At 54.3% G+C, this 19,018-nt stretch carries 20 protein-coding genes; 3 read left to right on the top strand and 17 right to left on the bottom strand.

Going from position 1 to position 19,018, the window contains the following annotated elements; genetic code table 11:
- Positions 1-742: hypothetical protein (locus DWV57_RS13775; protein ID WP_243112366.1), on the top strand; the 742-nt coding region annotated here is incomplete at its 5' end.
- A gap of 61 nt (positions 743-803) precedes the next feature.
- Positions 804-1,133, top strand: a complete 330-nt coding sequence (locus DWV57_RS13770; protein ID WP_097778305.1) for a hypothetical protein — start codon at positions 804-806, stop codon at positions 1,131-1,133.
- Between the two features lie 460 nt (positions 1,134-1,593).
- Here DWV57_RS13770 and DWV57_RS13760 read toward each other — a convergent pair whose 3' ends face one another.
- The 15 genes from DWV57_RS13760 to DWV57_RS13680 form a co-directional block, all read right to left on the bottom strand.
- Positions 1,594-1,914: a diguanylate cyclase gene (locus DWV57_RS13760; RefSeq protein ID WP_097777337.1), complete on the bottom strand. Its 321-nt coding sequence runs from the start codon at positions 1,912-1,914 to the stop codon at positions 1,594-1,596.
- Positions 1,915-1,938: 24 nt separating this feature from the next.
- Positions 1,939-2,553 (bottom strand): class I SAM-dependent methyltransferase, encoded by a 615-nt coding sequence (locus tag DWV57_RS13755; protein ID WP_097771445.1) that lies wholly within the window; start codon positions 2,551-2,553, stop codon positions 1,939-1,941.
- Between the two features lie 351 nt (positions 2,554-2,904).
- Positions 2,905-3,417 carry a ferritin gene (locus DWV57_RS13745; protein ID WP_055185902.1) on the bottom strand — a complete coding sequence of 171 codons (513 nt, stop codon included), beginning with the start codon at positions 3,415-3,417 and terminating at the stop codon, positions 2,905-2,907.
- A 567-nt stretch (positions 3,418-3,984) separates the two neighbouring features.
- Positions 3,985-4,914 carry a thioredoxin-disulfide reductase gene (trxB, locus tag DWV57_RS13735; RefSeq protein WP_015536766.1) on the bottom strand — a complete coding sequence of 310 codons (930 nt, stop codon included), beginning with the start codon at positions 4,912-4,914 and terminating at the stop codon, positions 3,985-3,987.
- Positions 4,915-4,928: 14 nt separating this feature from the next.
- Positions 4,929-5,252 carry a thioredoxin gene (trxA, locus tag DWV57_RS13730; protein ID WP_015536765.1) on the bottom strand — a complete coding sequence of 108 codons (324 nt, stop codon included), beginning with the start codon at positions 5,250-5,252 and terminating at the stop codon, positions 4,929-4,931.
- A gap of 161 nt (positions 5,253-5,413) precedes the next feature.
- A complete protein-coding gene (locus tag DWV57_RS13725) occupies positions 5,414-6,595 on the bottom strand; it encodes an MBL fold metallo-hydrolase (RefSeq protein ID WP_015536764.1) in 1,182 nt (393 codons plus the stop codon).
- 128 nt (positions 6,596-6,723) lie between these two features.
- The gene (locus DWV57_RS13720) at positions 6,724-7,587 is read right to left on the bottom strand and encodes a nitroreductase family protein (protein ID WP_015536763.1); all 864 of its coding nucleotides are present in this window, start codon (positions 7,585-7,587) and stop codon (positions 6,724-6,726) included.
- A gap of 34 nt (positions 7,588-7,621) precedes the next feature.
- On the bottom strand, positions 7,622-8,665 hold the full coding sequence (locus DWV57_RS13715; protein WP_005946381.1) for a ribonucleotide-diphosphate reductase subunit beta: 1,044 nt from the start codon (positions 8,663-8,665) through the stop codon (positions 7,622-7,624).
- A 10-nt stretch (positions 8,666-8,675) separates the two neighbouring features.
- Positions 8,676-11,192 carry a ribonucleoside-diphosphate reductase subunit alpha gene (locus DWV57_RS13710; protein WP_165853709.1) on the bottom strand — a complete coding sequence of 839 codons (2,517 nt, stop codon included), beginning with the start codon at positions 11,190-11,192 and terminating at the stop codon, positions 8,676-8,678.
- A 165-nt stretch (positions 11,193-11,357) separates the two neighbouring features.
- A complete protein-coding gene (locus tag DWV57_RS13705) occupies positions 11,358-12,569 on the bottom strand; it encodes an FprA family A-type flavoprotein (RefSeq protein ID WP_117506266.1) in 1,212 nt (403 codons plus the stop codon).
- A gap of 23 nt (positions 12,570-12,592) precedes the next feature.
- Positions 12,593-14,506, bottom strand: a complete 1,914-nt coding sequence (locus DWV57_RS13700) for an acyl-CoA dehydrogenase family protein (protein ID WP_112146297.1) — start codon at positions 14,504-14,506, stop codon at positions 12,593-12,595.
- Between the two features lie 22 nt (positions 14,507-14,528).
- On the bottom strand, positions 14,529-14,960 hold the full coding sequence (locus tag DWV57_RS13695) for an Rrf2 family transcriptional regulator (protein WP_120021075.1): 432 nt from the start codon (positions 14,958-14,960) through the stop codon (positions 14,529-14,531).
- A gap of 332 nt (positions 14,961-15,292) precedes the next feature.
- Positions 15,293-15,667, bottom strand: coding sequence for a desulfoferrodoxin family protein (locus DWV57_RS13690; RefSeq protein WP_005946408.1), 375 nt, complete (start codon positions 15,665-15,667; stop codon positions 15,293-15,295).
- 22 nt (positions 15,668-15,689) lie between these two features.
- Positions 15,690-16,232, bottom strand: a complete 543-nt coding sequence (rbr, locus tag DWV57_RS13685) for a rubrerythrin (RefSeq protein ID WP_005946411.1) — start codon at positions 16,230-16,232, stop codon at positions 15,690-15,692.
- A complete protein-coding gene (locus DWV57_RS13680) occupies positions 16,168-16,722 on the bottom strand; it encodes a DUF134 domain-containing protein (protein ID WP_243112365.1) in 555 nt (184 codons plus the stop codon). Before DWV57_RS13680 ends, rbr begins: the two co-directional genes overlap by 65 nt.
- 276 nt (positions 16,723-16,998) lie before the next feature.
- On the opposite strand from DWV57_RS13680, the gene DWV57_RS13675 reads away from it, so the two are divergent.
- Positions 16,999-17,205: a DUF6219 family protein gene (locus DWV57_RS13675; protein WP_082210884.1), complete on the top strand. Its 207-nt coding sequence runs from the start codon at positions 16,999-17,001 to the stop codon at positions 17,203-17,205.
- Between the two features lie 318 nt (positions 17,206-17,523).
- Here DWV57_RS13675 and DWV57_RS13670 read toward each other — a convergent pair whose 3' ends face one another.
- Together DWV57_RS13670 and DWV57_RS13665 are read right to left on the bottom strand one after the other, a co-directional pair.
- Positions 17,524-18,312 carry a DUF975 family protein gene (locus tag DWV57_RS13670; RefSeq protein ID WP_120021074.1) on the bottom strand — a complete coding sequence of 263 codons (789 nt, stop codon included), beginning with the start codon at positions 18,310-18,312 and terminating at the stop codon, positions 17,524-17,526.
- Between the two features lie 191 nt (positions 18,313-18,503).
- Positions 18,504-18,839 carry a hypothetical protein gene (locus DWV57_RS13665; protein ID WP_015565819.1) on the bottom strand — a complete coding sequence of 112 codons (336 nt, stop codon included), beginning with the start codon at positions 18,837-18,839 and terminating at the stop codon, positions 18,504-18,506.
- Positions 18,840-19,018: the final 179 nt, after the last annotated feature.

Below are 19,018 nucleotides of genomic sequence, written 5' to 3'. Positions count from 1 at the left end.
AGTGATTGGAAAAATGGATGAAAAGCTGGACAAAGAACGGCAGGAAGCCTATGCAGCCCGTGTCAAGTACGATGCGGCTCTCCATGACCTTTCTTCCGTTGATGCCGACTTGGAGCAGATTCAAAATAGACTGGCACGGCTGTCCGATTGCGAAAGGCAGTATCAAGCTGCTCTTTCCGAAAAAATCAAAAGCATCAAAGCATCTGCCCACCCTGCCGCACAGCAGGTTGCGGAAAGTGAAAGCCGTATTGCCGCACTGAAAGTCCAAAAGCGGGAGCTGCTGGAAGCCATCAACGCCGGAAAGACCGCCCTGCATACGGTCAATGAAGTTCTGGAAACCCTCGACAATGCCGAGGGCTGGAGTACATGGGACGTAATGGGCGGCGGTTTGATGGCCGATCTTGCCAAGTATGAAGAACTGGACGATGCTCAGGAACAAATCGAACAGCTTCAAGTGGAACTGCGGCGGTTCAAAACTGAACTTTCCGATGTTGAAATCACCGCCGACCTTCAGATTACAGTAGACAGCTTTCTGAAATTTGCGGATTTCTTCTTTGATGGCCTCTTTGCAGACTGGGCAGTTCTGGATCACATCAACCAGGCACAGAGCAGAGTGGAAAACACCAAGGATCAAATCAAGCGAGTCCTTGCACTTCTGAAAAAGATGCGCGAAGATATTGACGTCCAAATCGCTGACGAAAAAGAAAAGCAGGAGCAGCTTGCGGTGGAAACTGAGCTGTAAGTTTGAAGAGTCCGCTTATGTGATATGATTCGATAAAACCGAATTTGCAGGAGGTGTTTCGATGAAAACAAGAAGGTTTGCTTTATGTCTGGCAACGGTTTTTCTGGTGGCGATTTATATCAATATTCAGAGAAGCCATACTTTCACCCTTTCAAACGATGAAGGCACCATAAAGACAGAACAAATACAGCCACTTTGGGGAACTGTAAAAGTGAGCGGTGATTGTGATACTGAGGTGGTCTTTACCGATGTAGAGACTGGAGAAAAATATAGAATCGGATATATTACACAGGGCGTAACGGAAAGAATCAAACTCGAAAGAGGCAAATGGTATAAGGTGGCGGGCGGAGGCAACCTTACACTGAATCCGGTAAACATTCGAGTCGAATAAATGTAAGTTCCTTGCGGGCAGCTATGAAAGCTGAAGCTGAGAAGAGAGTTTTGAATATCCACATATGAAGGAGTACAGTTCTATGAGTTACGGTTGGGCAACTGTTTTCACTTTAGCGGCATGGTTTGCAGGGCTTGTGATTGATGTAAATGTGCGGGTCGGCGACCTCGGTTTACGAACCGTGCTTCCCGTCATCGTGATGGGGTGCTGCGTTATGAAGTACATTCCCCCCCTGGTTAGCATAAGTAAACCACAGTTAGTATAGCATATTTTCATGACCGCAGTCCATGGATGTTTTTTGAATTTTGAAGTATGCGTGTTGTTTATGTTACTGTTCAGGTGCGAACTTGATTAAGAAAAGCCGGTGGTGTAAACTGTAATCAGTCAAAACCACTGGCTCTTCTTAATCCAGAATCCTGGATACTCTATCAAAGAGGTTATTGGATCCAGAACGGTTCGCCTAAACCGAGGGCCGCGCTGCGCGCTTCTGGCGTTCTTTTTCCCTGTACATCCGGTCGTCGGCTTCGCGGAGGAAGGCGGGCAGGTCTTCGACCAACGACTGCCAGAACGAGCCGATGGCTGCATCCACCTGATGGCGGACCAGTGCCGCCCGCAGAGCTTCCACCTGCTGTTCAAATTTTTCCTGCGTGACCGGGCAGCAGATGACCACGAACTCGTCCCCGCCGATGCGGCAGGCTTCACCGGGGAACACATCGTTCAGCGCGTCAGCTACACGGCAGATCAGGGCGTCGCCCGCCGCATAGCCGAACAGTCGTTGCAGCGCTTCAAGCCGTTGAGATCCATATCACACCTCCATTTTTACACACTCGGCATAGGTCAGCGGGAACGAAGCTTTCAGGACAGCGCTTTTCCGCACCGTCCAGTCGTTTTGCCGCAGGAAACGCAGGTATTCCTCGCTCGTCCATCTGCTGTGGAGAGGGAAGCCCGCCAGCTTCATGAAAAATGCCTTGACCTTGCCGGAAAACGAGTTTCCCGCGTGGGTGAAGGTCGGCGCAATGAGCACGCCGTCCTCTTTCAGCACCCGCTTGATTTCTTGCAGGGCTTTTTCCGGCTGCGGCACGATGTGCAGCGCATTGGACACGATCACCACATCAAAGGACTTATCCGCATAGGGCAGGCGGAACATATCCTGCACGGAAAAGTGCAGCTTGGCAGAGTGGTTATCACGCTTGGCCTCGGTAATCATCTCCGCAGAGGCATCCGTCGCCTCGATGTGCGCTGCCGCGTTCACAATGTGCTTTGCAATCAGTCCCGTGCCGGTCGCCAGCTCCAGCACCGTTTTGGCTTTCACCACCGGCCGGATCAGTTTATACATCTCTTCGTATGCCGCCCGATCCTTTCGCATAAAGCGGTCGTAACGACCGGCATTTTTGTCCCAGAAGGTCTTTCGTTCTTTCATAGCCGTTGCCCTTATCTCTTCTTTATTTTTTGCCGCATTGTGCCTCTCGGAAAGGATTCAAAGTGCCACTAAATTTTCCCTTGCAGGCATCTGTCCCGCCGCTCTCTGGCGTATTCCAGCAGTGCATTGCACGCCGGACAAAGCGCCTCGCCCCTTGTCCAATGCACGCCACAACAATACCGGCGCACCATGAGGGTAACGGTTTCGGTCTCCTTTTCCTTGTTCAAGTTCTGAAGTCCTTTCTGTTTTATACGCAGTTAGCACAATCTAACCGTCTGGTGGAAGAAAAGGCAGGCCACCTGTATGCAGTCTGCCTTTTGCCTGATGCGAAAGCCCGCAGACGCGCGGGGCTTACAGCACCAGCGAGGGCGCGGTGTAGACCCGTGCCTTCAGCTCGCTGTTTAGCATATACAGCCCCTTGCTGTCACCGCCGAACAGATCCATCTTGGTAATGAGGTCAGCGGCGTTCTTCTCCTCCTCACCCTGTTCCTTGATGAACCAGTCCAGCATCTGCATGGTGCGGAAGTCCCTGACCTCGTATGCGGCGGCGTAGATGGCATTGATGCTGGCGGTGACCAGCATCTCGTGTTCCAGTGCTCTTTTCAGCGGGGCCATGTGGTCGCCTCGTTCCCACTCCGGCTTTGCGATAGCCTCAAAGGTGACGCCCTCGCCGTTATTCTGCAAATACTGACAAAACAGCATGGCGTGATCCCGTTCCTCCTGCGCCTGTACCCGGTACCAGTTCTCAAAGCCGTCCAGTCCGACGGCGGCGTAGTAGTTGGCAAAGTCCAGATACAGATAGGCGGAGTAGAACTCCTTATTGATCTGCTCGTTGAGCAGAAGAGATACGTTAGCGTTCATGATACTTCTCCTCCATAAGATTGTCTTTTCCTGCTCCCGGCATGGGGGCAGATATACCGTACCCAGAGCGATGCTGGGATGCTCCCTTTTTTCATCTCCAGGAACACCTGCTCCGCTTTGGGATGCTGCTGCAGCTCCGTTACGGCGGCCAATATCTCCTCTGCGTATTTTGGCATACCGCCAATTCTCCAAATGCAAGAATGAACCTTATTATTTTGCTTTTATTATACCTATATTTTTTTCTCTGTCAACAACCACAAAGGGCTTGTGCTCCAAAAGCTGCCTCGAAGCCGATTTTCTCAAATTATGTGACGCCGTCACAGTAAAACCGCTTGTCACGCGGTAATACTACGCATAAAAGCACAGCCGCAGAGTACATCTGTGGCTGTGCTTTGTGTTCAGTTGCTCACTGTTGTGTGGACTGGATATGGAGAGACAACATATCTCCCGATCCTACATGGGTTATCTTATCTGCCATCACTCTGGCAGTTTGCCTTGCAGATATGTCGGCATCCCCACTGCGGTCGTATCCGGCCTGACCTTAAACATGGCTTTTTCAATCTACCTCCCTTATCGGTTTTCCGCGATATATTTCTCCGCCATGTGGACTGCCACCGCGCCGTCCGCCACGGCGGTGACCACCTGACGGAGGGGCTTCGTCCTCACGTCGCCCACGGCGTATACGCCGGGAATACTGGTTTCCGTGGTCTCTCCGGCCACGATATAGCCGCCGCCGTCCAGCGCCAGTTGACCCACCGCCAGCGCCGTGGCGGGCTGTCGGCCCACGCTGACAAATACGCCGTCGCAGTCCACCACGCTTTCCTCACCGGTGACGGTGTCCCGCAGGCGGACGCCGGTCAGCCTGTCCCCGGAAAGCAGCGCGGAAACGACGCTGTTCCAACGGAATTCCACGTTTTCGGCCTGTGCCAGCGGCTCGTGATAGATCTTGGTGGCCCGCAGGGTGTCTCTGCGGTGGACGAGGATCACTTTTTTCGCCACGCGGCTGAGAAGGAGGGCATCTGCCGCGGCGGAATTGCCGCCGCCCACCACGACCACCGTTTTGCCCTTGTAAAACATCCCGTCGCAGGCGGCGCAGTAGGCCACGCCCCGGCCCAACAGCTCCGTCTCTCCGGCAACGCCCAGCGTTCTGGGGTCTGCGCCGGTGGCCAGCACCACGGTTTTCCCCCGGAAGATCCCCTCGCTGGTCTCCACGAGCTTGGGAACCGCCGTCAGATCCATGCGGAGAACTTCCGCGTATTCGCTGCGTGCCCCAAAACGCTCCGCCTGCTTTTGCATATTCTCCGCCAGAGAGAAGCCGTCGATCCCGTTCTCAAAGCCGGGGTAGTTGTCGATCTGCTCGGTCAGGGCCATCTGCCCACCGGCGGACAGTTTTTCCAGCACGATGGTGTCCAGCCCCGCCCGTGCCGCGTACAGGGCAGCGGTGTAGCCGCCCGGTCCGCCGCCCACCACGAGCATATCATAAACATGATTGTTGTTCATATCTGAACCCTCCGTTATTTCGCCAAGGCTTCCTGAATGAAACGGTCGATTTCTGCCTTTGAGCCGGGCGCGATGATGGAATCCACGGCCTTTCCGTTCCGGTACAGCATCAGAGTTGGAATGTCCTCGATCCCCTCGGCCCCCGCCAGCTGCGGCTCCTCGTCAATATTGATCTTGCCGACAGCAAGGCTGTCCGCGTATTCCTCTCCAATCTTCTCATACGCAGGGCCGATCCTCCGGCAATAGCTGCACCAGGGCGCCCAGAAATCCACCAAAACAGGCTTTTCCTCCCGGATCAACTGCTTAAACTGCTCCTGATTCATATTCATAGCTGCCATATCTGTCAGCTCCTTTCCTTTGTTTGGGTATTCTCAAGACTCCGGTCTCGTCCCACACCACATTGTGACCTCATCCTGAGGTGACGGTACTCTGCCCTTGGGACATAAAGCAGATGAGTAAGACCATCATCTGTACGAAAATAGCTGCGGTTTGTTGCAGCTTATTCTGCGCAGAGCTCAGCCACCAGAGCGTCCATCTGCGCTTCGTTGGTTTGGTTCAATGCACCACGCAGAGACACTACCGTTTCGTAAAGGTGGATATCCTTCATCTCCTCCAATTTGGTGCGCATCAGCCGCGCGGCAGCAGGTGCCCAAGAGCCGTCTTCAATAAGGCCAACCCGGCGGTTTCGGAATCCCTTTGTCCGTAAATGTTCCAAAAACTCCCTCATGGGCGGAAACAGTCCTCCGTCATAGGTGGCGCTGGCTAAAACCAACTTCCCGCAGTAGAACGCACTGGCAACAGCGTAGGAAAGATCTGTCACAGTGAGATCACATATGTTGACCTGTACGCCTTTTTTCTCTAATTTACCCTTGAGGGTCTTCGCCGCATGGGCAGTATTTCCATGGATGGATGCGTGGGCAATCAGTATGCTCTCCGATTCTTCTGGTTCCCATTGTGACCAGAGATCATAGAACCGCAGACACTCCTCCAGCCCTTCTGTAAGCACGGGACCGTGGAGCGGGCAGATTGTTTTGATCTCCAGCGCGGAGATTTTTTTCAGCAGCGCCTGCACCTGTGCGCCATATTTCCCGATAATATTGTAATAATACCGTCGGGCCTGCGGCACCCAGGGGGCACGGGCAGTCCGTTCCAGTGAGCCAAAGCGTCCGAAGGCATCCGCCGAGAACAGGATTTTTTCCGTTTCCTCATACGCCGTCATCACCTCCGGCCAGTGTACCATCGGCGCCAGCAGAAAGCGCAGCCGGTGCAAACCCAAGGAAAGCGTATCTCTTTCGCCAACCTCCAGCATACGGTCTTCCGACAATGCACCTGTGCCGAAGAACTGCTTGATCAGGGTAAATGTTTTCGCGTTTCCCACGATCTTCATCTCCGGGTACTTTTGTGCCAGCCGCATGAGGCTGCCGGAATGATCCGGCTCCATGTGTGTGACCACAAGATAGTCGGGGCTGCGCCCCTCCAACACCCGCGCCACATTGGAAAGCCATTCTTCCGCCGCCCGTGCGTCCACGCTGTCCATCACGGCGATCTTCTCATCCAGAATGACATAGGAGTTGTAGCTCACTCCCATAGGCTGGACGGAGTACTGGTTTTCAAAGAGTGCCAATGTGTTATCATCCACCCCTACATAGCGGATGGCATCTGTTACCGTTTGGATAGCCATATAAAAAATACCTCCTATTTTCCTTACTCAGACTCTGACTGATAGGTTCTTCTTTTCTAATGGAACATACGCTCAACCGCGGATCGACGGTCGCGCATTTTACCGTTGCCTTGCTTCCCCCAGAGTCGTTACATGTGGTACACCGCAGCGGAGCGAAGTCCTTCCGGCAGGCCGTCGGGCGCAGCAGGTGAAAGTTCCCAGCGTACCTGCCCCGCCCACTGGGAGGCGACGGCGGAGAAGTGGAGCATGACAATACCGAGATCCAATGCGGCATCCAAATTATCGGTGTAGGCATCCTCCTGCTGCACCAAATAGATGCTGTGATCCTGCACAAGGAAGCCATAGGGCTGACGGTTGAGATAGCTGGGGGAGAGCGAAGCGGCGTAGAAGGACTGCCAGAGCATATCGTCGTAGAAGTCTATCATCTCGTCAAGCCCAGACTTGTTGCTCCAGCTCCCCATGTGAACCAAATCATGCACGCCCTTTTTGGGCGCGTAGTACTGCTGCTCGGCCCGCACATCGATCTGAGACATACTTAGGATATTCAGCCGCAGCTTTTTTGCGGTCTTTTCCCCGTAGCCAAAGGCAACGATTGCCGCCACCTCTAACGGGGTGGCGAGAGACAGTGCCTTTTTGATTTTGTCGCTGTCGGTGAAGGTCATCCAGCAGGTGTCAATGTCCAACTCAGTCAGCTTGAGGACGAGATCTTCCATCATGTAGCCGGCGTTGATGGCCGCATAGGAATGCGGGGCAGACATAAGGAGCAGGTAGTGCGGTGCTCCGATGAGAAATTGATTATAGCCCGCTGAGCTCTCCAGCGCCGGCTGTGCATCCTTGTCCAAGACGATCAACTCCGTTGCAATCTCCGGGACAAGACGGGGGCAGGTCTTTTCATAGTAGGATCGGAGCTGGCCGATAGCCTCGCTCGGAACTTCCTTTTCGCAGAATGCGTGAACGGATCTGCGATTTTGGATCATAGCGCTGTAATTCATAGTAGTATCTCCTATTCTGATGTCTTTGGTTTTCTTATAAATCGTCTATCAGTGCGGTGCTCTTGGCGTAGGCGGTACTGCGTGCCTCAAAGAAATCGGTCTTGACCATGTTGGCGTCGGCGTACTGGCTGACCCATTCCATGCTCTCCGGTTCGCTCTCAAAGCCTGGATACAATGCGGGATAGCCAAGGCTCGTCCAGCGGAGGTTGCCGAGATAGCGGATGTAATCGCTGATCATCTGCCGGTTCAGCCCCGGGATGTCGTCGCCGATTACATAATGCCCCCATGCGATCTCCTGCTCCACGCCCTCACGCATCATCTCGCGCAGCGCTTGTACGCTCTCGGCGGTGAACAACTCCGGCTGCTCCTTTTGCAGCTCCGTGATGATATTGCGGAACAGCCACAAGTGCGTGTTCTCATCGCGGTTTATGTAGCGAATCTCCTGCGCCGAGCCGGGCATCTTCCCGTTTCGGGAGAGATTGTAGAAGAACATAAAGCCGCTGTAAAAATAGATGCCCTCCAAAATATAGTTTGCCATCATCACGCGCAGCAGCGTGGGAGCGTCCTTCCGCTCCTGAAACTCGTTGTAGCAGTCCCCAATGAAGGTGTTGCGGCGCAGCAGATGCTCGTCCGTTTTCCATTGGTAGAGGATGTCATTGCGCTCCACGGGGGAACAGATGGTGTCGAGCATATAGCTGTAGCTCTGTGAGTGGACACACTCCTGAAACGCCTGAATGGACAGGCAGAGATTGACCTCGTTGGCGGTAATGTAGGCGCCGATATTAGGCAGGTTCGCTGTCTGAATGGAATCCAAAAAGACAAGAAAACTCAGAATTTTATCGTAGGCGCTGCGCTCGGCTGACAGCAGGCGGGGATAGTCCTTCACATCCTGCGAGAGATTGATCTCCTCAGGGATCCAAAAGTTGTTCATGGCCTGCCGGTACCAGTCGCTGACCCAAGCGTACTTCATATTGTTGAAGTCGTTGAGGTTTGTGGTATTGCCGCCGATCATGCGCCGCAGGCGCACATCAGGGTCGCCCTCCGGGTTAAAGAGGGGCTTTTTCTTCAGTTCCGTCATGCTATCCTCCTTATGACGAGCAGCTTTCGCAGGACTCGACCTCAAGGGCCTTGCTGCGGACATAGTAAATGGTCTTGACGCCGGCCCTCCACGCCTCCAAATACAGTCTGAGCACCTGACGCATGGAATAGTCGTTGGTGATATAGAGATTCATGCTCTGCGCCTGGTCAATATGTCTCTGGCGAAGGCCCGCGGCGCGTACCGACCAGCTTTGGTCGATTAGATGCGCTGCCTTATAGTACCACCATGTGTCCATAGAAAGCTCCGGAGCAACGCGGGGCAGCATGCTGCCCTTTTTTTCCTCTAAAAAGAATTTCTTCATAATTGGATCTATGCCCGCCGACGTGCCGGAGAGGATAGATGTGCTGGAGGTCGGTGCGACCGCCAGCAGATAGGCGTTGCGCATTCCCTGCACCGCCACCGTTTTCGCAAGCGCCCGCCACTTTTCGGAGGTATAACCCCGCTTTTCAAAATACGCGCCCGTCTGCCAGTCGCTGCCTTCAAAGAGCGCGTAACGACCCTTTTCCCGTGCCAGAGCTGTGTCCGCCTTGACAGCGGCGTAGTTGATGAGCTCGAACACTGCGTCGGTGAAGGCAAGGTGCTCATCGCTCTCCCAGTGGATGCCGCGCTTTGCCAGCATGTGGTGGTAGCCGCTGACGCCCAGGCCGATGCTGCGGTACTTCTGATTGGTAAGCCGCGCGTATTCCAACGGGTAGAAGTTGAGGTCGATCACATTATCCAGTGCGCGGATGGCCGTTTCCACCGTGCGTTCCATATAGGCCTCGTCCTCCACCGGCAGATTACCGAGAGACAGACTCGCCAGATTGCAGACCACAAACTCACCTGGGCGTGTGGCCGTCACCACAATTGTGTCGCCGTTCTCCGTGTGCACCTCAGTGCTGATGTGCTCGATGGGCGCCATGTTCTGCGCGATCTCCGTACAGAGATTGGAGCAATAGATCATTCCCGTGTGGCCGTTTGGGTTCATATGATTTACACTGTCGCGATTGAAAGCGAAGGGTGTGCCGGTCTCCACTGCCGAGCGAAGCACCAGCCGCACGATGTCCTTGACGGTGACGCTGCGCTTTTCGATGCGCGGGTCATTGACGCAGTCCAGATACCGCTTCTCCCATTCTGTACCCCAGTAATCCTCCAGTGCGTAGCCCTTGACCGTGAGGATCTCATGCGGACACATGAGATGCCACGGCGCGTCTATGTTCTCCTCCGCCAGTCGCCAGAAGAGATCCGGATAGCACACGGCGGGAAACACATCATGTGCCTTCATGCGGTCGTCGCCGTTGTTGGTGCGCAGTTGAAGGAATTCCGGCAGATCCCGGTGCCATGCGTCTAAGTAAACCGCCACAGCGCCCTGCCGCATCCCCAACTGATCCACCGCCACGGCGGTGTCGTTGACCAGCCGGATCCAGCGGATAACACCGCCCGCCGCCCCTTGAAAGCCGCGGATGGTGCTGCCTGCAGCGCGCACCTTACCGAAGTACATCCCCATTCCACCGCCGAATTTAGAGACCTTTGCGAAGTTGTCCAGAGAGCGGTAGATGCCGTCCAGACTGTCCGGCACAGTGTCCACAAAGCAGCTTGAAAGCTGATGGTAGGGCTTTCGTGCGTTGGACATGGTAGGTGTCGCCATTGTGACCTCCATACGGCTGAGCATATCGTAAAAGCGTTTTACCCACCCCATGCGGTCAGAGCCTTCGTTCATAGCAAGATGCAGCGCGATACCCAAAAACATCTCCTGCGGTGTTTCCAGCGGCACGCGGCTGCGTGACTGGATCACATAGCGTTTGAGCAGCAGGTCAAGGCCGGAGTAGGTGAACAGCTCGTCCCGTTCCGGGCAGAGAAAGTCCTCCGCCATGGCAATCTCCTCGTGGGTATAGTGGGCAAGGATATAGTCACCGTAGAGTCCCTTATCCGTCAGATAGCGAAGCCTGCCATAGAGGTCGCCGACGCCGCGCCCCTCCCATTCCTGTGCGTTGCGACAGCGAAAGGAGTGGTTCAGAAGCCGCGCCGCGATGAACTCCCACTTGGGTGCCTCTGCCGTAGTCAGCTCTACCGCTGCCTTGATCAGTGCCTCAGCCCGCTCATCCTCCGTCATGCCCGGGCGACAGAAACTCTCAAACTTCATTTGAAGCGCCGCGAGGGAGTAGACTTCCTCGGTAAAATCCATCTGGATGCGGCGCAGCACCTCGTCAAGCGAGTCATCCCCCACCGTCCGCGCGATGGTATGCCGGACACGGCGCAGCGCAGACCGCTTTTCGCGGTAGAGGATGTACGCCTTGGCCACCTCATAGTGTCCGCGCTCCATGAGCGTTCGCTCCACCTCGTCCTGCACACGTTCCACGGTGAGCGGCACTGTGACGGAGAGATTGTTGAGAACGGTGGCGAGGATCTCATCCATCTCTCTGCTCCCGATCTCCTTGCCCTGTCCGTCAAACGCCTTTTTCATGGCGTTGAAAATTTTCTCCTGTTGAAAGGGAACAGACTCCCCGTTTCGTTTTCTGATCTCCATTTCGATCCTCTCATCTTCTCCGGTCACTTCTCATGTCCTTTTGAGCAAAGAGCGGGCAAGCGCAGTATCACGCTTGCCCGCTCTGTTTTTGAAAGCCGGTTTTTCTGCAGCCGACGCGGCGGGGCTGTTTGTTGTCTGTTGTCTTGGTTTTGGCTTTCCTGCCAGTTACTTCATAGATTCCAGAATAGCGTCCGCCAGTGCTTCCAGCTCAGTGCGCTTGTCCGTGCCCATGGACGAGGCGAGGCTGAGCCGCTCGTTGAGCACCGTCATGTTCTTAAGCTCATCGTTGACGAATTTCTGCATGAGGTCACCGGACTTCACCGCCCATGAGCCGTTTTCAATGATGGCAAAGGTGCGGTTTTGCAAATTCAGTGCCTTCATATCCATGAGGAAGTCATGCATGGCGGGGTAGATGCCGAGGTTGTAGGTCACAGAGGCCAGGACAATGTGACTGTACTTAAATGCCTCGGAGATCAGCTGGGAGACATGAGTGGAGGACACATCGTACATCGCCACCTTGCTCATGCCCTTATCGCAGAGCGACGTCGCCAGCGCCTGCGCCGCGTTCTCCGTGTTGCCGTACATAGAGGCGTAGACGATGAGCACGCCCTGGGTCTCAGGGGCATAGCGGCTCCATGTGTCGTACTTTTCGATGAACCAGCCCAGATCCTTGCGCCACACGGGGCCGTGGAGCGGGCAGATGTACTTGATCTGATCCAAAACGCCGCCGGCCTTTTTCAGCAGGAGCTGGATGTGGGGGCCGTACTTGCCCACGATGTTGGTGAGGTAGCGGCGGGCGTCGTCCAGCCAGTCCCGCTCGAAGTCCACCTCGTCGGCGAACAGCTTGCCGTCCAGCGCGCCGAAGGTGCCGAAGGCGTCGGCGGAAAAGAGGACGCCGTCGGTGACATCGAGGGTCACCATGGCCTCCGGCCAGTGAACCATAGGCGCGCCCACAAAGGTGACGGTGTGCTTGCCGAAGGAGAAGGTGTCGCCCTCCTTCACCTCGATGCACTCATGTCCGTCCACATGGAAGCCGAACTGCCGCATGAGCATGAATGCCTTCTCGTTGGAGATCAGTTTCACCTTGGGATGGCGCAGCAGGATCTCCTCGATGCAGGCGGCGTGATCCGGCTCCAGATGGTTGACCAGCAGGTAGTCCAGCTCGCGGCCATCCAGCACATACGCCAGATTTTCCAAAAGCTGGCGGCAGGCAGACCAGTCCACCGTGTCAAAGAGCACCGTCTTTTCGTCCAGCAGGCAGTAGGCGTTGTAGCTTACGCCCCGGGGAATGGGAAAGCAGTTTTCAAACAGGGCCAGACGATGGTCGTTGGCGCCCACCCAGTAGAGGTCGTTCGTTACTTTACGCACGCAATACATCTTATCTTGCCTCCTTCACGGCCTCAAGCCTTTACAAATTGATCCTTCGTCTCCGCGCACTCGGGACACACCCACTCGGCGGGAAGCTGCTCAAAGAGCGTACCGGGCGCGATCTCGCCGTCCTCGTCGCCCAACTCCGGCACATACTCGTAGCCGCAGCCGCTGCAGACGTAGCGGTCGCCGATGGGGGCGGGCTTCGGCGGCGTGGGCCTCTTCATCTTTACCATGGGCGGCGCGGGCAGCTTTTCGCCGCTATCCAGCGCGGCAGTGAGCAGGGGCAGGATCTCCTCCACATCGCCCACGATGCCGTAGTCGCAGTTCTTAAAGATAGGCGCGTTACCGTTCTTATTGATGGCCACGATGGTGGAGGCGTCCTTGATGCCCTTAAGGTGCTGGGATGCGCCGGAGATGCCGCAGGCGATGTACAGATTGCCGGTGAACTTCTGACCGGACATACCCACATAGCGGTTCAGCGGCAGATATTTGAGAGTCTCCGCCACAGGGCGGGAAGAACCGATGGCCGCGCCGGCGGCCTTGGCCAGCGACTCTACCAGTTTCATGTTCTTTTTCTCCCCGATGCCCTTGCCCGCGGAGACCACCCGCTCCGCCTGCGGGATGGGCGTATCCATAGGGATGCCCACGGAGAAGTCGTGACCATCCTTCTTCAGCGCCGCCACAAGGTCGGCCACCTGCTGGGCAGCATCCCCCTCCCGGAAGATGGTCTTTTTGCGAATGCCGGTGATGGGCGCGGGTTTCTTGGCCGCCGAACGGCTCTCGCCGCCGGAGCTCTTGCCCAGCCTGCCCAACAGATGAGAGGCGATGACCACCCGCTGGATCTCGTTAGTGCCCTCGTAGAGGGTGGTGATTTTGGCGTCGCGGTAGGCCCGTTCCACCTCCATGCCCTTGAGGTAGCCGCTGCCGCCGTGGATCTGCAAGGCATCGTTGGTGACCTCCAGCGCGATGTCCGAGGCGTACATCTTCGCCATGGCGGACTCCATGCCGTAAGGCGCGTGCTGCTCCTTCAGCTCCGCCGCGGAGTAGATGAGGAACCGGGCGCAGCGCAGCTTGGTTGCCATATCCGCCAGCTTGAAGGCGATGCTCTGCTGGGCCGCGATGGGCTTGCCGAACTGGACGCGCTCCTTGGAATAGCTCAACGCGTGCTCAAACGCGCCCTGGGCGATGCCCAGCGCCTGCGCGGCGATGCCGATGCGTCCGCCGTCCAGCGTGGACATGGCAATCTTGAAGCCCTCGCCCTCCTTGCCCAATAGGTTTTCCTTGGGAACCTTCACGTCGTTGAAGATCAGCTCCGCCGTGGAGGAGGAGCGAATGCCCATCTTGTCATAGTGGTCGCCGAACTCAAAGCCCTTCCAGCCCTTCTCCACGATGAAAGCGGAGATGCCCCGGGTGCCGATGTCCGGCGTGGTGACGGCGAAAACCACATAGGTGTCCGCCTTAGGGGCGTTGGTAATGAAGATCTTGCCGCCGTTGAGGAGGTAGTAGTCCCCCTTATCCAGCGCCGTGGTCTCCGTGCCGCCGGCGTCGGATCCGGCGTTGGTCTCCGTAAGGCCGAAGGCGCCGATCTTCTCGCCCTTGGCCAGCGGAACCAGATATTTCTTCTTCTGCTCCTCGGTGCCATAGGCGAAAATGGGCCATGAGCCGAGGGAGACATGGGCGGAGAGGATTACGCCCGTGCCGCCGTCCACACGGGCCAGCTCCTCCACCGCGATGGCGTAGCTCAGGGCATCAAGACCGGCACCGCCGTACTCCTTGGGGTAGGGAATGCCCATCCAGCCCAGCTTACCCAGCTTCTTGACAGCCTCCTCGGGAAACTCGTTGTTCTGATCCATTAAAAATGCGAGGGGCTTGATCTCCTCCTCCGCAAAACTCCGGATCTTCGCGCGCAGCTCTTCGTGCGCCGACGTGGTTTGAAACAGCATACGGGTACCTCCTTTTAAAATTTTACAGCTTGCTTGTATCTTGGGGATCGGATCCGCCGGTCAGCAGCCTGCGCAGGCTCACGGCACGGAACGCCTCGTCCTGCTTTTGCTGCAAGGCCGCCAGCTGACAGTGGATGGCGCACCGCCCATGCTTGTCCTGCCAGCGGCATTCATATCCCGGCTCCATGCAGGCGCACAGGATGCCCCGCTCCCCCACGACCCCCATGAGATCGTAGAGGGAGGTCGCGTCCAGATCGCAGGACAGCTCGCAGCCGCCGAGAGCGCCGCGGCTCACCCGCACCAAATTGCCGGCGGAGAGCTTGCGCAGAATCTGGTAGGCAAACTGATTGGGGATCAATTCCGTTTCCGACATCTCGGCCACCGAATGCTTCTCCCCGTCCAGCAGCACCCGCAAAATGCGCAGCGCGTAGTCCGTCTCTTTGGTGATGATCATGCTCCACATCCTCTTTTCGCTTGCTTGTTAATACCATCATATCAATATTGATAAATTTTGTCAAGATTATTTCAAAAAAAATATCGCTTTAATACAGACCGCCCCAGCACAGACCGCCCCAGCCCGGGTCAGCTTCGCTTTCCATTCAGCGAAAAGCCATGTTCCTTTTCATATTGACAATCTCCTGATCGGGATTGAGCTTGATTTTCATGTTCGCCAGCTCTTTCTTGATTGTGGCTTTATCATACCGCAGGACAAAGTCTTTTTCTGTGACGAGGTTACATTGAAAAAAAATCCGGTGCTTTTTGAGCACCGGATTTTAAGAAGGTGAATTACGCTTTCCACAGACTGTGGAGGTTGCAGTAGGCGTAGACCGCCTCGACCTCATCGCCCTCGCAGAGAGCGAAGCAGACCTCCGGCTTTTCGCCGGGATGCAGTTCCTTACGCTGATTGCCCTGCTTGGTCTGGAGAGATACCCATTCGATGTAGTGCTCCGGCAGCATGGGGTGCTCCACAGAGCCGACCTTGACATGGACAATGCCGTTTTCCACCGTCCAGACAGGGACGTGCTTCTCCACGGCAGCGTCGGTGGTGCCGGGAACGATCTCGCTCATCGGCTCGCCGCAGCAGACAACAGGGACGCCTGCGTCCTTAACTTTGGCAATGATGTTACCGCAATGCTTGCAAATGTAAAACTTCTGCTCCATGATAATTCTCCTTTTCTTTTCTTTAATAGTTTTCTGCATGAATTTCAAAATAGCTCTGGGGATGGTTGCAGGTGGGGCAAACCTCCGGGGCCTTCTCGCCCACGACGATGTGACCGCAGTTGCGGCACTCCCACACCTTGACCTCACTCTTGGCAAAGACCTCTGCCATCTCCACATTGTGCAGCAGGGCACGGTAGCGCTCCTCATGGTGCTTTTCAATGGCGGCTACCAGGCGGAAACGCTGGGCCAGCTCATGAAAGCCTTCCTCATCGGCAGTTTTGGCAAAGCCATCGTACATATCCGTCCACTCGTAGTTCTCACCCTCAGCGGCGGAGAGAAGGTTTTCTGCGGTGTCGCCAATGCCGTTCAGTTCTTTGAACCACAGCTTGGCGTGCTCCTTCTCATTATCAGCGGTTTTGAGGAACAGTGCCGCGATCTGCTCAAAGCCTTCCTTCTTGGCCTTGGATGCAAAATAGGTGTACTTGTTGCGTGCCTCGGACTCACCGGCAAAGGCAGCCATCAGGTTTTTTTCGGTTTGAGTTCCTGCGTATTTCGTTTCTTTCATGGTGGATACTATGAGTGATTTTGCCGTCCACAGCTTCATAAAGCTTGAACTGCTCGGTGTGACCGAAGTGCTGAAAGATTTGACCGTTTTCATAGGCAACTGCAATTTTCATAATAGAATCTCCTTTGCAAGTTTTGCCTGATTTTTCCATGTTGGCTCTCTGCATCCGGCAGCAACGGCCGCAGTGAGCTGCCTCCTGTCCTCCGCAGATGCGGTAGTTTCCCCCGGTGATGTGCAGCGGTTTCCCGTGGACAAGACACGCTGCGATCTTGCTCCGTGCGCTTTCGTAAATCTCCTGCACGGTAGAGCGGGAAATGTCCATTTGAGCGGCACACTGCTCGTGGGTTTGCTGCTCCAAGTCAACCAGCCGAATGACCTCGTATTCGTCTAGCGTCAGCAGGATTGGCTCGGTATTCTCGCACCCGTTGGGACAGAATGTATCGACCTGTGGTACGCCACAAATTTGACGGCACCGTGGCGGTCTTGGCATGGGAGCTTTCCTCCCTTTGTATTCGGTATATTCCGATTGTAGCACTTTGAGCAGAAAAAAGCAATTTTTTTCAAAAGCTGCTACATTTTCCGTCCTCATATGTGTGCCGGCTGATATTCGGAGTCGAATGCTACATGTGAGCCTTGTGCGTAATGCCCACCGATCATGACCGTAGCGGCAGTCACAGCCTCCACATGAAAGCGTTCCCGGTAATGCTTGCATTTTCGTAAAAAAACGTTATAATTGAATCAGTTAAATCAAAGGAGGTATCAAATCATGAAATCACATAAATACTGGTCCTTAGGCGCACTTTTCTGTATGTTGGGATGCATTTATTCTGGAATCAAAAAATCTATGACTGCGCATAAATACTTTGCCTATTCTTCATTGCTTTGTATGGGTATGTCCATTTATTCCGGTCACAAACTGGTTTCTCCAAAGAAGAAAAAAATCACTAAATCAAATAATAGTGAGAATAGTTAAACAAAAAATTTCCTTTATTCATCAAAGACAAAGTTGCTGGAGAATTTTTTTCTCCAGCAACTTTCTTTCATAGAGAAAACGCTGGGAGAAATCTCCCAGCGCAAGCAGCCCTAATCACAGTACCGATGTGTGCCAAGCCAAAGTGGACCCAGTACCCACAACCAAGGCAGTGAAAACGTTCTCGTCACTTTTAATACCGTAAGCACCAGCGTTTAAGCAAACAAGAGGGTCATTGTAATTATTTCGGAACGGTCAGGTTTCTTCTCCATACGCAGATTACCTCGAAAATCCAGTCACATCCGAGAAATCGTATAAATTTCAAGCTGCTTCATCCGGTTCGGTAGGTGCTGCGGTAATATCGCGGTAGAAAGTGGCCCATGCAGCTTCCTCATAGGGGCGTACAAAAAAGAAGCCAATGCTCAATGGAATTGTCAGCAGAAGAACAAGAGAAATCGCCATAGCCTCTGAACCGGTGAAATATTTGAGAACCAGAAAACCCCCGGCATACAGTGGCAACGAACAAAGCAGCTCCCAGCCAATGAAGCTGAAATCCAGACAGAACAGCCGCCATTTGTTGCCGTCCATGATTCGCCGGGATTCTGTGATCGCTTCATTTGCGGTCAGCGAAGGATGCTCGGACATGATGTAAGGTGTCATCGCATAGCTGTATGTTTTCACGATTCCCGGAATTACCAACAACAGCGACCAGAGGGCGATATACAGACCCTGCAGGAATTTCATGCAGAAGCCATCCCACAGACGGTCTTTCTGAGAGAACAAATCCGAGATGGCAGCATCCTTTCCATCTACAAGGTTCAAATTAAAATGAGCATATCCCAGTTGAGCTGCACCGCCCACGATCAGTTGGAGGACTGCCCACAGAACAATGCCGGCAAGCAGAACAGCAAGCAGCCGACCGCCGTTTGGCTGGGCGAACAGGTTAAAATGGATGTCCTTTGCCTGATTGGAATTGGATACGGCACTGTTGGAACTGCTCACAATGGTAGCACCGAGCGTACTGGCGGCAATACCTGTCAAAACAGCAGTTTTCCATTTTCCGCGCAGGGCATCGAGAGCGAGCATACGATAGTCGGCAGATACTTTCATAAAAGTAACCTCCTGTCTGAAAACGGCAAGGATTTGTGAAATAGGAAGATGATATGCCACTTTAATTTAGATACGTTTGAAAAGCTGAAAAAATTGCAGCATGAATGAAAAAGAGGCTGTTACACCGGTTTTATCCTTGTGCAACAGCCCCTTCCTTTACTTCAGCAGCTTGTCCAGTTCATCATATTGCATTACTGGAGCTTTGCAAGGATTTCTTCAGCCGTCATACCGCTGGCAAGCAGCTTCTTCAGCACATCTTCTGCTTCGCCCTTCTTTGCTTCTTCTGCTGCCTTTGCTTCGGCGGCAGCTTTTTTGTTTTCGGCTTTGGCAAGTTCCTTGGTGGCGGCTTTCAATTCTGCTTTCTTGGCTTTCAGCTGCGTCTTCAGATCATCGAGATTTGCAGTCAACGTAGCAACCTCAGATTCGATTTTCTCTTTTTTTGCGGCCTTTTCTGCAATGACTGCTACATAATCAACGCTGGCCTTTACAGTACGAGCCTTATTCTTGCTTCCCTTGGGTCTTGCCATAATAATTTCCTCCCATAAAGTGAAATAATTTGATACTTACAAGTATATTTCCAAATAGTCAGAATTGCAATAGGTAACATGAGCCGTTTTCAACTGCCAATGCAAATCTTATTCGGTATGCCCGAAGATCGTCGCAAATGTATTCCTTCAATGGTAACAATCATGGAGATTAGTGTTTA

Origin of the sequence: Faecalibacterium sp. AF10-46 (assembly GCF_003604105.1) — a bacterium.
Taxonomy (GTDB): Bacteria; Bacillota; Clostridia; order Oscillospirales; family Ruminococcaceae; genus Faecalibacterium; species Faecalibacterium taiwanense.
Note: the sequence above shows the minus strand (reverse complement) of the source record. Positions and strands in the feature narration are given on the sequence as shown.